Origin of the sequence: Prosthecobacter sp., from assembly GCF_044378005.1 — a bacterium.
Taxonomy (GTDB): Bacteria; Verrucomicrobiota; Verrucomicrobiia; order Verrucomicrobiales; family Verrucomicrobiaceae; genus Prosthecobacter.
The window spans coordinates 1-14,479 of sequence record NZ_JBILYB010000031.1; the positions used below are offsets into that span (position 1 = coordinate 1).

At 62.0% G+C, this 14,479-nt stretch carries 11 protein-coding genes and 1 pseudogene; 6 read left to right on the forward strand and 6 right to left on the reverse strand.

All coding sequences use genetic code 11. From position 1 onward, the window contains the following. The 6 genes and pseudogenes from AC6FTP_RS08690 to xseB form a co-directional block, all read right to left on the reverse strand. Positions 1–200 (reverse strand): annotated as a pseudogene (locus tag AC6FTP_RS08690) (DNA mismatch repair protein MutT); the annotation flags it as partial. A 130-nt stretch (positions 201–330) separates the two neighbouring features. Further along, positions 331–3,945, reverse strand: a complete 3,615-nt coding sequence (locus AC6FTP_RS08695; RefSeq protein ID WP_497206520.1) for an FG-GAP repeat protein — start codon at positions 3,943–3,945, stop codon at positions 331–333. Between the two features lie 202 nt (positions 3,946–4,147). Then, the gene (locus AC6FTP_RS08700) at positions 4,148–4,669 is read right to left on the reverse strand and encodes a hypothetical protein (RefSeq protein ID WP_497206521.1); all 522 of its coding nucleotides are present in this window, start codon (positions 4,667–4,669) and stop codon (positions 4,148–4,150) included. 66 nt (positions 4,670–4,735) lie between these two features. After that, the gene (locus AC6FTP_RS08705; protein WP_497206522.1) at positions 4,736–5,200 is read right to left on the reverse strand and encodes a plastocyanin/azurin family copper-binding protein; all 465 of its coding nucleotides are present in this window, start codon (positions 5,198–5,200) and stop codon (positions 4,736–4,738) included. Between the two features lie 101 nt (positions 5,201–5,301). Continuing rightward, on the reverse strand, positions 5,302–7,206 hold the full coding sequence (dxs, locus tag AC6FTP_RS08710; RefSeq protein WP_497206523.1) for a 1-deoxy-D-xylulose-5-phosphate synthase: 1,905 nt from the start codon (positions 7,204–7,206) through the stop codon (positions 5,302–5,304). Beyond that, on the reverse strand, positions 7,203–7,544 hold the full coding sequence (xseB, locus tag AC6FTP_RS08715; protein ID WP_497206524.1) for an exodeoxyribonuclease VII small subunit: 342 nt from the start codon (positions 7,542–7,544) through the stop codon (positions 7,203–7,205). The genes dxs and xseB overlap by 4 nt, the downstream gene beginning before the upstream one ends. A 149-nt stretch (positions 7,545–7,693) precedes the next feature. On the opposite strand from xseB, the gene AC6FTP_RS08720 reads away from it, so the two are divergent. The 6 genes from AC6FTP_RS08720 (at position 7,694) to AC6FTP_RS08745 (ending at position 14,403) form a co-directional block, all read left to right on the forward strand. Next, the gene (locus AC6FTP_RS08720) at positions 7,694–8,074 is read left to right on the forward strand and encodes a DciA family protein (RefSeq protein ID WP_497206525.1); all 381 of its coding nucleotides are present in this window, start codon (positions 7,694–7,696) and stop codon (positions 8,072–8,074) included. An 11-nt stretch (positions 8,075–8,085) separates the two neighbouring features. Next, positions 8,086–9,519 (forward strand): hypothetical protein, encoded by a 1,434-nt coding sequence (locus tag AC6FTP_RS08725; RefSeq protein ID WP_497206526.1) that lies wholly within the window; start codon positions 8,086–8,088, stop codon positions 9,517–9,519. Between the two features lie 59 nt (positions 9,520–9,578). Further along, positions 9,579–10,100 (forward strand): DUF3784 domain-containing protein, encoded by a 522-nt coding sequence (locus AC6FTP_RS08730; protein WP_497206527.1) that lies wholly within the window; start codon positions 9,579–9,581, stop codon positions 10,098–10,100. A gap of 59 nt (positions 10,101–10,159) precedes the next feature. Beyond that, a complete protein-coding gene (locus AC6FTP_RS08735; RefSeq protein ID WP_497206528.1) occupies positions 10,160–11,626 on the forward strand; it encodes a DUF3482 domain-containing protein in 1,467 nt (488 codons plus the stop codon). A 127-nt stretch (positions 11,627–11,753) separates the two neighbouring features. Then, on the forward strand, positions 11,754–12,011 hold the full coding sequence (gene rpsO / locus AC6FTP_RS08740; RefSeq protein WP_497206529.1) for a 30S ribosomal protein S15: 258 nt from the start codon (positions 11,754–11,756) through the stop codon (positions 12,009–12,011). 232 nt (positions 12,012–12,243) lie between these two features. Next, positions 12,244–14,403: a polyribonucleotide nucleotidyltransferase gene (locus AC6FTP_RS08745; RefSeq protein WP_497206530.1), complete on the forward strand. Its 2,160-nt coding sequence runs from the start codon at positions 12,244–12,246 to the stop codon at positions 14,401–14,403. Positions 14,404–14,479 lie beyond the last annotated feature (76 nt).

The following is a 14,479-nucleotide window of genomic DNA, read 5'->3' on the forward strand; positions in this document are numbered from 1 at the left end:
ACGAGCCAGGTAAAGCCATCGTTATCGATCGGCACCACACCCACCGCCCGGTTCTTGTATTCCACCACCCCATAAATGCCTCGCCCCCCGCTGGGATTGATCACCTGATCCTCTCGCACTCGAATCCAGGGATTCGCGTAAGTCTCCCGAGTGCTGAGGGTGGTCCAGGGATTGGTTTCGGCAGCGTTCGATGAAGACATGGCACCAGCCTAGTCGGAACCTTCCCAGATACCAGAAGATAGGCAGCCAAGTCAGCAGGCAACTTGCCGTGGTGCCACGCTCCACCATCTGCCCCTCCGACACAGCTTTCGGACACGCCCGGCCTCAGACTCAAGGTGCCTGCACCCGCAGGCGCACGAAGCGCCGCCCCAAGCCACCGAGCGGAACCACGGCGCGGACTGATTGCAGCGTGCCATCATCGGCGAGCACTGACTGTGTGACACCGGCCGTGCTCCAGTTCAGCGCCTCCAGGGTGTCACTCCACTCCACGTCGTAAGCAGCACCCGCCTGCTGGGCTGCGGAACTGCGCGAGTAGAGAAAGATCAGTTCGGCACCGTCAGGGGTCGCCGTGGCAGAGAAGGTGCTGCCTGTAGTCGGGTTCAGATGGCAGGCCCATTCGATCAAGTTAACCAAGCCATCGTGATCGAAATCAAACCCGTCGGCCCCATCGCCAGAATTCTCGGAAGATCCGAAATAGGTCACACGCCAGGACTCCTGCGGAGTCATGCCCAGGCGGAAGATCTGCACGCTGCCGTGGTCGGTGCGGGGATCACCGGAGATAGGAGAGACCGAGTCATCACGCGCCACGCCGACAGCGGCAAAGTTTGCCCCCAGCGCGACGGAAGTGCCGAAAGCATCAAAGTTTACCGGCGCAGAAGCACTCAATACAGCTTCCTGGCTCCAGGTGACGCCCGTGCGGATGAAGACGGTGGCGCTTCCTTCATTCAGCCCGGAAAGCGCTTCCAGATCATCCGACGGGGCACCGATCAGGGCTGTGTTCCCCTCGATCACCACGGATTCGCCAAAGCCGTCCCCATCCAGGGTACCTGTGGCATTCAGGCGGGCCTGCTGAGCCCACACCAGCCCGGTGCGCAGAAAGACATAGGCGCTGCCTGTGTCCACGACCAATCCCACATCATCCAGCGGGGAGCCGACCAGAGCCGTGTCCCCCGAGATGCTGACACTGCGGCCGAAGTCATCCAGTGTTGCCGCACCGGTCGCGGTGAGTTTCTGCTGCTGTGTCCAGACACCGGCACTGCGTACAAAAGCATAGGCGCTGCCTGCATCCACACTCGGGCTGTTATCCAGCGGCGCACCTACCAAGGCCGTCTCCCCGGAGAGAGCGACCGCAAAGCCGAATTGATCATCCGCCGTGGAGTCACTGGGGAGAAGCTTGGCCTGGTTAGACCAGACACCGCTGCTTTCCACAAAGACGTACGCAGCACCAGCGTTGACTCTCGCGACGGGATCATGCCGGGGCGCACCGACCACGGCACTGCCCCCGGAGACCGCCACGGAGCGCCCGTAGAAGTCATCATTCGCCTGAGCATCCGTGGGCACGAGACTCTGCGATGCAGACCAGGCCGTGCCCGTGCGCTGGAAGGCATAGGCTTTCCCAGGTCCACGCACCGACTCCACCTCCTGCTCAGGGTCGATCTGCGGGGCACCGACGACGGCATAGTCTCCAGCCAGGGCCACCGAGGTGCCGAAGTAATCGTTGGCAGCGGCAGTGCTGGCAGTCAGTCTCGCCTGAGACACCCAGGTGGAACCACTGCGCAGGAAGACATAGGCCGAGCCGGAATCAATGCCCGAAGCCGTGTCATCGTAAGGGGCACCAGCCAGTACGCTGCTGCCGGAAGCCGCGACACTGAGGCCAAACACATCCCTGGAGGCTCCATCCCCCGCGCTGAGCTTTTGCTGGAGGCTCCAGCTACCGGTACTCAAGACATACACATACGCCGACCCCGCCTCCTCCCCGGCCCCGCTGCGCTGGTAGGGAGCTCCTGAGAGGAGGGTGCCTCCCGAGATGGCCACCGCTGTGCCGTAGCGCTGCCCTATGTCTCCATCCGCTGCCTGCAATTTCGCCTGCTGGGCCCATGATGAGCCGCTGCGGGTGAAGACATAGGCGCTGCCGGGACCGGGTGCCAGCAGGATGGGATCAGGAGCCCCCAGCACGGCAATGTCGCCATCGAGAGCCACCGCAGATCCCAGACGATTGTCCGTCGCCGTATCGCTAGCCACCAGTTTGGCTTGCTGGCTCCAGGTTGTGCCGCTGCGCAGGAAAACGTAGGCACTTCCGCCATTCGTGACCCCCACATGGTCATCGGAAAAGGCCCCCATCAGCGCCGTCTCACCCGATAGAGCGACTGCCTGGCCGAAGCGATCTCCAGCGGAGGCATCCGTCGAGGGGACAGGCGTCAGCTTCCTCTGCTGGGTCCACGTCGTACCGCTGCGCACATGCACATAGGCAGCCCCAGAGTCCGTGACGCTGGAGACATCGGCTGCCGGCGACCCGATCAGGGCCGTATCCGCCTCCAGCGCGACGTGATAACCATAGTTGGCACCGATCTGAGCATCCGCCGCCACGAGCTTCTGCTGGAGACTCCAGACACCGCCGCTGCGGGTGAAAATGTAGGCGCTGCCATGTTGAGCATTGGCCGGGCTGCCGACTGGCTCATCCTGGATTGCACCGATGACGGAGGTGTCACCCGAGATACCCACCGAAAAGCCGAAAAAATCACTAGCCGAGCCATCCGCTGCCACCAGCTTTTGTTCCTGGCTCCAGACACTGCCGCTGCGGGTAAAAACATAGGCGCTGCCAGCCTTCAGGACCCCCGGTTGATTGTCCAAATAAGCCCCCACCAGCGCCGAAGTGCCTGACATGGCCACCGAGAAGCCAAAGAGATCCCCAGCCGCGCCATCCGCCGCCGTCAGCCGCGTCTGCAGGGTCCACAGACCTGCCGTCCGGGTAAACACATACACACTTCCGGCATCGATTCCCCCCGCCGTGTCATCCGCTGACATCCCCAGCAGCGCCGTATCTCCCACCAGGGCCATGGACTGAGACAGCCGGTCCTGCGGTGCTCCATCCCCCGTGAACTCGGGCGTCAGCACCGCCTCCAGAGATGTGATCAGCGGGTCCACCATCAGAGGATACACCGCCCCCGCTGCCGCAATGACGATGTCAGCCCCCGCCTCCGTAGCCTCCAGATGAGAGCCCAGTTCCCTGCCCTGGCTGTCCCAGACCTTCAGTTTCCCGTAGCGGAAGACCGGCCGGGCCGAGGCAGCCTCCACAAAATCCACCGCCTCACCCGCGCCCCGGCTTTGCAGCCCGGCCACCGCGAGAGAAAGCCGGATCTCCGACTCCCCAGGTCCGGCCAGAGACGCCCCCGCCTGGACCACGAACCCATGCTCCAGTCCCTCGGGCCGGTTCTCATACCACTCCATCACCCCGCCAGAATGCACATACTCCACACGCCCCGCCGCCGTCTTGCTAGGCAGCGGCCTCGACTCCGGTGCCGCCGGATTCAGCCAGCGCAGCGCCCCGCTCCACGAGCTGCCCGAGCGCCCGGATGCCAACACCATGTCACCCTCACGAAAACGCGCCGTCAGTTGCTGCCCCGGATGCGCGGCAAAGAAGCGCGTCCCCGCATTCTCCGGCAGCCGGGATTCCGCCGCGGTCAGAGACTGGACCGCACGGCGCGCCCCGTCCAGCGCCCCCGCCAGTGATGACTCCCGCGCCAGCATCTGCTGGATCTGCCCAGGCTCCGTGATGGCAGCAGCGGCCTCCGGGTTCACCATCTCCTGCGGCATTCCTGGGGCCACGATCAGTGGGTCATGCCTAGCCACCTGAATCTGAGGCAAAGTCATCCAACCCAGCCAGGAGCCAAACCCGATCAGCAGGCAAAGCAGGCAGATAGAACGGGTATATCTAAGCAAATTCATCGGCGCGCCCTATACCCGACAAAATCCTCCTTGGAAAGCGCGAGATGGCAGTTCGCATCTTCTCAAATCTTCAGTCAAGAGGATCAGACTCATGCGAAGGTCGTGGTGCCGTAAGCTGCGCCGGACTTTGCCCGAATCTGAAAACAAAAAAGCCAGGGGCTCACGCCTCTGGCTTTTTTATCGTTAAATCAAAGGAGGCGACTTACTTCGCCGGAAAAGGACTCTTGATCATGGCCTTGAAGGCATCGCCAATTTTGGCCACGGCGTCTTTGGGGCCGGTCAGCTTGATGAAGACGGGAGCGTCCGTGCCAGGAACGATGGCACCGAGCAGTGTGTAGTTTTCCTTCGGGGTCTTCGGGCCAAACATGGCTCCATCGTTGTAAGTGCCGGTGGCGGTGACGAGGGTGACTTTGGTGCCATTGGCATCGAGTTCCTCAGTCTTGGACTCCGGCGGGCTGGCAAACTGGCCGAGCCAGCGGTCCACATTGGCTTTCGAATCACCACCCTGGCCTGCGCCGAAGTAGTAGAAGACGGCTTCGAGCGGCTTTTCAGCGCCTTCGACGGTGATGTTCAGGGTGCCTGCACGCATCGGGCTGGTGGGCGGCACGGAGGCCCAGGCGGCTGGGTAGGTGAAGTTCAGACCGGCGACGGGAAGCTTGCCATCTTCGGCAAAGGAAGATGCGCTGAGAGCGACGAAGGTGAGGAGGCTGAGGATGCGTTTCATGATCGGGGTTGGTGCGGGGGGTGAATACGATGAAGGCGGACTCGTGTCCGCCTTCAAGAATCAAAGTTACTTTGTGACGTGCATCACGCCCTTCATCAGCAGCCAGTGGCCGGGGAAGGTGCACATGTAGGGATAGTCGCCTGCTTCGGCAGGGGCGGTGAACTCGATGGTTTCATTCGCGTTCGGCATGACGAGCTTGGTGTGGACGAGGATGTCCTCCTTCGAGGCATCCGGGATGTAGCTCTTCGCCATTGCCTGAGGGTCGGTCATCATGGCGTTGGCTTGGGCACCGACGGCCATTTCCTTGCCGGGCTTGATGAGGATGAAATTGTGCGGCTGCGGGGCGATGCTGCCCGTGTTGTTCAGGGTGAGCTTCACTTTCTGACCAGCCTTGACGCTGAGGTCGGTCTTGTCATAGCCGAGCGGGTTGGAGGCGTGTGGCTTGAGCTCGATAACGGCGACGCTGGCGTCCTGGGCGGAGGCGAGCATGGCAAACACGGAGAGGGCGGAGATGGCAGCGAGTTTTTTCATGGGGTTTTCTGAGGGGAGTGACTAATCGGGCCGCAGCGGCGTTGGTTTTCAACCTTTTTGTCTTGGCGGAAGGATACGGCTCATCATTCGCCAAGGTTGGCTCAGACCAGCTTGGCGAGCACTTTTTCGACAGTGTTTTCCACCGTGAGGCCGTGTTTCTTGCGCAGACCTGCGGGCGAGCCGTGCTCGACAAATTCATCCGGCCAGCCAATGCGGACGACCGGTGTCTTGATGCCAGCATCATTGAGAAGCTCCACGACGCCACAGCCGAAGCCGTTCATGAGGATGTGGTCTTCCAAAGTGCAGACGACCTTCACCTTCGCAGCGATCTGCGCGATGAGCGCACCGTCGAGCGGCTTGATCCAGCGCGGGTTGATGAGGGCCACGGAGAGTCCTTTGGCCTCAAGCTGCGCTTTGGCCTGCTCGGCGATGGAGAACATGTCGCCGAGCCCGATGAGGGCTACATCGCTGCCGTCAGCAACGAGTTCAGCTTTGCCGATTTCGAGGAGCTGGGGCTTCGGCTTGGGCGTGACTCCAGGGCCATTGCCACGCGGATAGCGGATGGCGATGGGGCCTTTGTCGTATTTTGCCATGGTCCAGAGCATGTCCACGAACTCGTCTTCATCCTTCGGCTGCATGTGGACGAGTCCGGGCACGCCGCGCAGATAGGCGATGTCAAAGAGGCCGTGATGCGTCGGGCCGTCGTCACCGCTCAAACCGCCACGGTCCATGCACAGACGCACCGGCAGGTTTTGGATGGCCATGTCATGAATGATCATGTCAAAGGCGCGCTGCATGAAGGTGGAGTAGATCGTCAGGAAAGGCCGCATGCCTTGAGTAGCAAGGCCGCAGGCAAAGAGCGCCGCGTGCTCCTCGGCGATGCCGACATCGAAGTAGCGCTCGGGGATTTCCTTTTTGAAAACGATCAGGCCGGTGCCGCCGGGCATGGCTCCGGTGATGGCGACGATGCTCTTGTCTTCCTTCGCAAAGTCCGTGACGCTGCGGCCATAGATCTGCGAGTAGGTGGGCTTGTCGGTGGCGGCGGTCTCACCCGTTTCGACCTTGTATTTGCCGAGGCCGTGGAACTTCAGCGGATCTTCCAGCGCTGGTTTGTAGCCACGGCCCTTCTCGGTGAGCACATGCAAGATGACGGGCTCGTTCTGATTCTTCAGGAAATCAAAAGTCTGGATCAGCAACGGCAGGTTGTGTCCGTCGATGGGGCCGTAGTAGCGGATGCCGAACTCATCAAACATCGTACTGCGGTTGTGCGGACCTTCGCTTTGGGGAAGGAGCAGACCCTTCGCCGTCTTCTCCACGCGTTCGGCCAGCTTGCGCACGCCGCCGCCGAGCATGAACTCGACGAACTTCGCCGCCTTCTCATGCAGATTGGCGAAGCCGGGATGCGTGGCGATGGCATTGAAGTAGCCCGCCATGGCGCCGACGTTTTTGTCGATGCTCCACTCGTTGTCGTTCAGGACGATGATGAGCTTCTTGGTATGCGCGGAGACGTTGTTCAGCGCTTCAAAGACAGGTCCGCAGGTGAAGGCGGCATCACCGGCGACGCAGACGACGTGCTCGTCCGTGCCTTTCAAGTCGCGCGCCGTGGCCATGCCGAGCGCCGCGCTGACAGAGGTGCCTGCGTGGCCTGCGCCATAGCAGTCATGCTTGCTTTCGCTGCGCAGCAGGAAGCCATTGAGGCCCTGATACTGGCGGATCGTGTGGATCTTGTCCCAGCGGCCGGTGATCATCTTGTGCACGTAGCCCTGGTGCGCCACATCGAAGACAAACTTGTCCTTTGGCGTGTCAAAGACTCGATGCATGGCGAGCGTGAGCTCCACGACACCGAGGTTCGGCCCGAGATGGCCGCCGGTTTCGGCGAGGGTCTCGATGAGGGTCTGGCGGATCTTCTCTGCGAGGTCAGGCAGCTTTTCGAGCGGCAGAGCTTTCAGGTCGGCAGGGCAAGTGAGGGGAGGCAGGTCGGTATCCACAAGTTGTGTCGGTGTCAAAAGAGTCGGATTTCATCGCCGACATCCTCAGTTTCAGGGCGGGCAGCTGGGCGGCGGCGGGCGGCAGTCTTGGATTTATCCTCGGCGGCAGGTTCGTCCTTGCCTGGCTCGAAGGGTGCCAGTTCGGCCCTGCCATCGGCCTTGAGGCTGATGCTTTCGATGCGCTGGCGTGCATTTTCGATCCGCTGGCGGCAGCGCTGGAGCAGCTTCATGCCCTCTTCATAGGAAGTCACCATCTCATCCAGAGGCATCCGGTCGGATTCCATGCTGCCCACGATCTCCTCCAGGCGCTCCATGGCCTGTTCAAAGGAAAGTTCGGGGGTGGAAGCGGCGCTCATGGGGGGTGCGGATAGGGGTGCGCATTATCAGGAGTGCGGGAGTGGTGGCAAGCAGGAAAACCACTGGTGTATGAGGCTGCTGCATGAGAGCCGACATCCGCACTGAATTCCCCCTCGCATTTTCCGGCGGCAGCGCTCATCATGGTTTCATGTCCGACCGCCGACATCCCACTGCCCGCCAGCGCCTTCGTCATGCGCTGATCTCGGCGTGGCGTGGGGCTGATGAAGGACCGATCATTGATCTGCCTGCACAAAGCGTGGCCGATCTCGTCGGCAAGGTCATCATCCAGGCAGGACTGGGAGATCGCATGAAGCTGGAGGAGGTGCTGGCCGCCTGGCGCGAGATCGTGGGCGACTTCCTCTACCAGCACTCTCGGCCAGACAGCATCCAGCGCGGTGTTTTGTCCGTGCGCGTGCTTCAGCCCACGGTGAATCATGTGCTGACGATGGAGCGCCCGCGCATCCTGAAGCGGATCCAGAGCACCCTGAAAAATTCCGGCATCAAAGACATCCGACTCAAGCATGGCTGATCCCACCCCGCATGGACTGGAATGACTGGCAGAGCATCCTGCGCTGGCGCGCGATCGAAGAGGGAGACGCTGATGGCGCGCTCCTCACGGAAGAGCGCCGCCGTGAAGCCACCGCGCACACTCGCGCCGGGCTAAACTCCGAGACGGTGAAGGCCGACCCGCTGGGGCCGCGCGAGGCCGCCTTTCTCCTCCGCCGCAGTCACTGGCTGGAGCAGGAGGTCATCGGCTGCAATGGCCCGCTGGTCCGCATCACGGAGCGGCTCACGGTGGTCACAGGCCGCCGCGCCTGGATCATCCTTGGTTGGGTCCTCGCCGCCGTTCTGGGTTATGCCATGGCAGGCTTTGGTCAGGAGACGGAGTTTAACCTGCTCGCTCTGCCGCTCGTCGGATTGCTGCTGTGGAATGGTCTGGTCATGGTCTTTTCCCTGCTGATCGAGCTTCAGAAAGAAAGCCGCAGCCCCTGGGTGGAATGGCTGGCGATACGCCTCACGCCCGTGGTCGGAGATCGCGGAGGTGCGGACGGTGAGCAGCACACTGGCATGACGGTGGATCAAAGGTTTGCCCAGCTCACCCAGGCACCCGCCTTTGAGCGCTGGCAGCGCCGCTTCCGCGCCTGGCTGCACATCGCCGCCGCCCTGCTCGCGCTCGGCAGCGCCATCGGCCTCTATGCACGCGGCTGGTCGAAGGAATACCGCGCCGTCTGGGAAAGCACGCTGATCAGTGAAGAAAGAGCGCAGAGCTTCTTCGGCGCACTCTTCCAGCCCGCCGCCGCCACGCTGCACCTGCCGCTGCCGCTGGATCAACTGCCCGCCATGCATCGCACGAACGGCAAGGTGTCCACCCCCGCGCCCGCGCTGCCGTGGATTCATCTTTATGCAGGCACGCTGCTCGTGCTCGTCATCCTGCCCCGCGGACTGCTGGCGGCCTTCACCGCCTGGCGCGCGCATCAGGTCATCGGCAAAAAGTTACGCGCCATCGGCTGGCAGAGCTACCTAGTGCGCACCCTGCGCGCCATCGAGGGCGGGCAGGAGACCATCACCGTGCTCGTCCATGCCACGGATGCCACCCCGACACACCGAGAGGTCTGGGCACGAGGCGTGCGCGAGCGCTTCGGGCAGATGACCCAGCCCGAGTTTGTGACCATCGCCGCAGGAAATGAGGACGACTTCGCTGCCGCATGGAAGCCCGCCCATCCTCGCGTGGTGCTCGTCTTCAATCTCGCCACCACGCCCGAGATCGAGGTGCAGCGCCGGCTCGTGCTCGATGTGAAACAAGCCCTCACCTCGCGTCAGCGCGCCGCCGAACTTCTCGTCCTGCTGGATGCCACCAGCATCGGCAACCGCTGGTCGCCCGAGAAACTCGCTGGACGAGAGAGACTCTGGAAGGACATGATTGAAGGGGCCGGTGTCCAGATCCTCGTGGCCGCGCGCCGGATCACTGACTAGCGAGCGCGAAAAAAGGCTTCGTTCCCGAAGCTCGCCCTTGTAAACCGTCATGCAAAGCCATGACCCTCCTCTCCGTCTCGTGCAATCATTGCGGTGCCCCCCTCGAAATCAGCGAGGAAACCAAATTCGTCACCTGCCGTCACTGCCATCGCCAGCTCGCCGTGAAGCACTCCGACTCCTCCTTCTTCACCGAAGTCCTCACGCAACTGGCCGAACGCACGGCGGACATGGCGGATGACCTGAAGATCATCCAGCTTCAGAACGACCTCGAACGCCTCGACCGGGAATGGGAGGCCGAGTCCAGGGAATACATGGTTAAAGGAAAGAACGGCCATACAAGCCGCCCCTCGCCGATCCTCATCACCATCATCGGCGGGGGCATGCTCGTGATAGGTCTCGCCACGCTGTTTTCATCGAATGACGGATTTAGCAGCCTTTTCATGCTCACGTTTGTGGGCGTCGTCGCTTTCATCATCTACAGCCACTGGCATAAGCACAGCCTCCTGAGCACGCGCGAGGAACAGTACTTGCGGGCACGGGCACAAATCGTTCACGCCATGGATCGCGCCCGGCAGCGCTGAAGTGGATGTGCGGGCACATTCCCCTTTGCACTGCTCCACCACCGTCTAAAGTCAGTCCTATGCCGCCTCCCCCGGGCATCCAGCCACCCGCATCGGACATCATCACCCTGAGTCTCATCTCGCACACCAATGCGGGTAAGACGACCTTGGCACGCACCCTCCTGCGCCAGGACGTCGGCGAAGTGCGGGACTCCGCCCACGTCACCCTCTTCAATGAGTCCTACAAGCTCCTCGAGCACGACGCCCGCCTCCTCCGCCTTTGGGACACCCCCGGCTTCGGCGACAGCGCCCGCCTCCTGAAGCGCCTCAAACGCGAAAAGAACCCCATCTTCTGGTTCATCTCCCAAACCTGGGACCGCCTCACCGACAAGCCCCTCTGGTGCAGCCAGCAGGCATTAAAAAATGTCCGCGAGGAAGCCGACGTAGTCCTTTACCTCGTCAACGCCACCGAGCCACCCGAAGTCGCCGCCTACATCGCCCCCGAGATGGAGATCCTCGGCTGGGTCGGCAAGCCGGTCCTCGTCCTCCTCAATCAAACCGGCCCCACCCAGGAGGCCACCGTCGAAGAATCCGAGATCCAAATCTGGCGCGATCATCTCAAGCAGTGGCCCATCGTCAGCGACGCCCTCTGCCTCGATGCCTTCGCCCGCTGCTGGGTGCAGGAAGACCGCCTCATGGAGGCCATGACCCCGCTCATCCAGGAGCCCAAGACCGATGCCTTCAAGCAGCTCAAGCGCGCCTGGCATCAGCGCAACGTCGAAGTCTTCCACCAGTCCAGCCGCGCCCTCGCCGAACTCCTCACCGCCGCCGTCCTCGACGGCATCGAAGTCCGGGGCGAGAAACTCTGGGAGCGCATCGGCATCGCCCGCCAGGAGCTGAACAAAGAATACCAGGGCGCCCGCGAAGAACTCGCCACCCGCCTCGCCGACCGCCTCGTCGGCACCACAAACAAACTCATCGAACTCCACGGACTCGAAGGCGAAGCCGCGCGGCGTCTCGGTCAACTGACCCAGGAGCAGTTTCACCTCCCCGTGCAGGTGCCCGAGGCCATCTGGAGCGTCGTCGGCAGCGTCGCCGGCGGAGCCATGGGCGGCCTCATCGCCGATCTCAAAATGGGCGGCATGACCTTCGGGGGCGGAGCTCTCGTCGGCGGCATCGCCGCAGGCATCGGTGCCTACGCCCTGATCAAAAGTTACAACCTCGTCCGCGGGGGCGATCAGCGCCTCCACTGGTCCTGCGAGCACTTCCGCGAGCAAGTCCGCCTCGCCATGCTCACCTACCTCGCCGTCGCCCACTTCGGCCGGGGTCGGGGCGAATGGCAGGAAGGCACCGAGCCCGGCCACTGGAACGCCATTTGCAGCCAGATCCTCGAAGAGCACGACGACGGCATCACCCGCCTCTGGAAATCCGGCGTCGAGACCAGCGCCCTCCCCGAAGTCGTCTCCCGCTCCGCCCAGTCCCTGATCCACGACTGCCTCAGTTGCGTCCTCGTCCGCCTGTATCCCAGCGCGCAGATCGGGGAGTGAAAGGCAGCGTCCATTGTGAAAAACTCCTTGCCAAAGTGGTCATCCGTGGAAACATCGTGGCCCTTCAATACCCAATTGAAAACAACACGCCAGACAAGTTGTCCGGCACTCCCCCGATAAACATACCATGAGCGAAGTCGCCACTGCCCCCGCCAACTTCAAAATCCACGACAAAGACACCGGAAGCTCCGATGTCCAGATCGCGATTCTGACGGAGCGCATCAATCATCTCACGACCCACTTGGCCACCAACGTCAAGGATCACAGCACCCGCCGTGGTCTCCTCCGTATGGTCGCCCGCCGCCGCAAGCTCCTTGATTACTTGAAGCTGACGGCCAACGACCGCTACCAGAAGGCCCTCAAGGTCCTCGGCCTGCGCCGCTAATCCAACTTTTCCCGCCAAAAGGGGTGATGCCACGTCGCATCGCCCCTTTTCGCATGGCGACAAAGTCGAGAAAGAAAGCCCGGAGCTTTACAGCTTCCTCCTGCTTACATCCAGCAGCCTTTCCGACCCATTGTGCCCGCCTGATGACCTTCGTCATTCGAGCTTCGGCCTTCGTCATTCCGCCTCCGCGCGGTCCATTCCCCCAAACAAACAAGACAAAGAAACACAACCTATGGCAATCCATACAGTCAAAGCTCCCTGCGGTTCAGGGATCATCGAAATCGAAACCGGTAAACTTGCTCACCTCGCCGATGGCGCTGTGACCGTTCGCCTTGGTGACACCATCGTCATCGTCACCGCCGTCTCCGCCACCAAGATCAAGGAAGGTCTCGACTTCTTCCCGCTCTCCGTGGAATACAAAGAAAAAGCATCTGCCGCTGGCAAGTTCCCTGGTGGCTACTTCAAGCGCGAAGGTCGTCCGACCGAGAAGGAAATCCTCACCTGCCGCATGACGGACCGCCCATTGCGTCCGTTGTTCCCAAAAGGCTACCTTTACGAAACCCAGATCGTCGCCCTCCTGCTCAGCGCTGACGGCCAGAACGACTCGGACATCCTCGCGATCAACGGCGCTTCCGCCGCTCTTTGCGTGTCCGACATCCCCTTCGCAGGCCCCATCGGTGCCGTCCGCGTCGGCCGTGTGAATGGTCAGTTCGTCGTGAACCCGACCCACAACCAGCGTGACGACAGCGATCTCGACCTCGTGTACGTCGGCAACAAGACCGAAGTCATCATGATCGAAGGCGCTGCCAAGGAAATGCCTGAGGCCGACTTCATCGCCGCTCTCCGCTTTGCTCAAGAAAGCATCCAGGGCCTCGTGAAGGCTCAGGAAGAGCTCGCCGCCCTCGCTGGCAAAGTGAAGCGCGTCATGCCTCTCATGCTCGTCCAAGACGAACTCCTCGAAGTGGCCTACCAGGTCGCTGGTGACCGCATCGAAGGTGCCATCTATCAGCCAAGCAAGGTCGCCCGTGGCAAAGCCATCGGCGCTCTCAAGGACGAAGTGGAAGCCGCCATCAAGGCCAAGTATCCAGAAGCTTCCGGTTACGCCATCGGCCAGGCCTTCGACTACCTCCAGAAGAAAGCCTTCCGCATCTCCATCCTGGACAAACTCAGCCGCTGCGACGGTCGCGGTATCGACCAGATCCGCCCGCTCTCCGGCGAAGTCGCCGTCCTCCCCCGCACTCACGGCTCCGCCCTGTTTGCCCGTGGTGAGACCCAGGCCCTCGCCATCGCCACGCTGGCTCCAGCGGACGAAGCTCAGGAAATGGACACCTACGCAGGTGGCCCAGATTCGAAGCGCTTCATCCTTCACTACAACTTCCCTCCCTTCTCCGTCGGTGAGTGCGGCCGCTTCGGTGGTCAGAACCGTCGTGAAATCGGTCACGGTGCTCTCGCCGAGCGCTCCATCGAGCCTGTCATTCCAGCCAAGGAAGTCTTCCCCTACGCCATCCGCGTTTCCAGCGAAGTCATGGCCTCCAACGGCTCCACCTCCATGGCCTCCGTTTGCTCCGGCGTCATGGCCCTCATGGACGCAGGCGTGCCTCTGATCCGCCCCGTCGCTGGCATCTCCGTCGGTCTCGTCACTGAGTTCGAAGGCGAAAGCATGAAGCGCTATCTCACCATGATGGACATCCTCGGCTCCGAAGACCACTTCGGCGACATGGACTTCAAGCTCTGCGGCACCAGCGAAGGCGTCACCGGCTACCAGCTCGACCTCAAGCTCCCAGGCATCCCCCTCAGCATCCTTGAGGAAGCCATCGTCAAAGCCAAAAACGGCCGCACCGAAGTCCTCGGCGCCATGGCCGCTGGCATCAGCGAAATCAAGCCTCTCAGCCCGCACGCACCTCGCATCGAGATCGTGAAGATCAACCCTGACAAGATCGGTGAACTCATCGGTCCTGGCGGCAAAAACATCAAAGGCATCCAGGCCGAGTCCGGCGCTGAAATCAGCATCGAAGACGACGGCACCGTGTACGTCTATGCCACCCGCAAGGAAGGCCTTGAGCGCGCGCTCGAGATGATCTCCGGCGTCTCCGCCGAGGTCGAGATCGGCAAGAACTACACCGGCAAGGTCGTCAGCACGACGAACTTCGGTGCCTTCATGCGTCTCTTTGGTAACAAAGACGGCCTCATCCACATCAGCGAACTCGCCGACTTCCGCGTCAACCGCACGGAAGACGTCGTCAAAGTCGGCGACATGGTCACCGCCAAGTGCATCGGCATCGATGACAAAGGCAAGGTGAAGATGAGCCGCAAAGCCGCCATGAAGGAAAAGGACGACGCTGCCAAAGCCGCTGAAGGCGGTGGTGCAGCCGAAGTCGCTCCTGCGGCGTAAGCCCGACTGGCAAAACAGCCTCCCCCTGGCAGACGCGGACCGGAAACGGTCCGCGTCTTTTTTGTGCCTGGATACC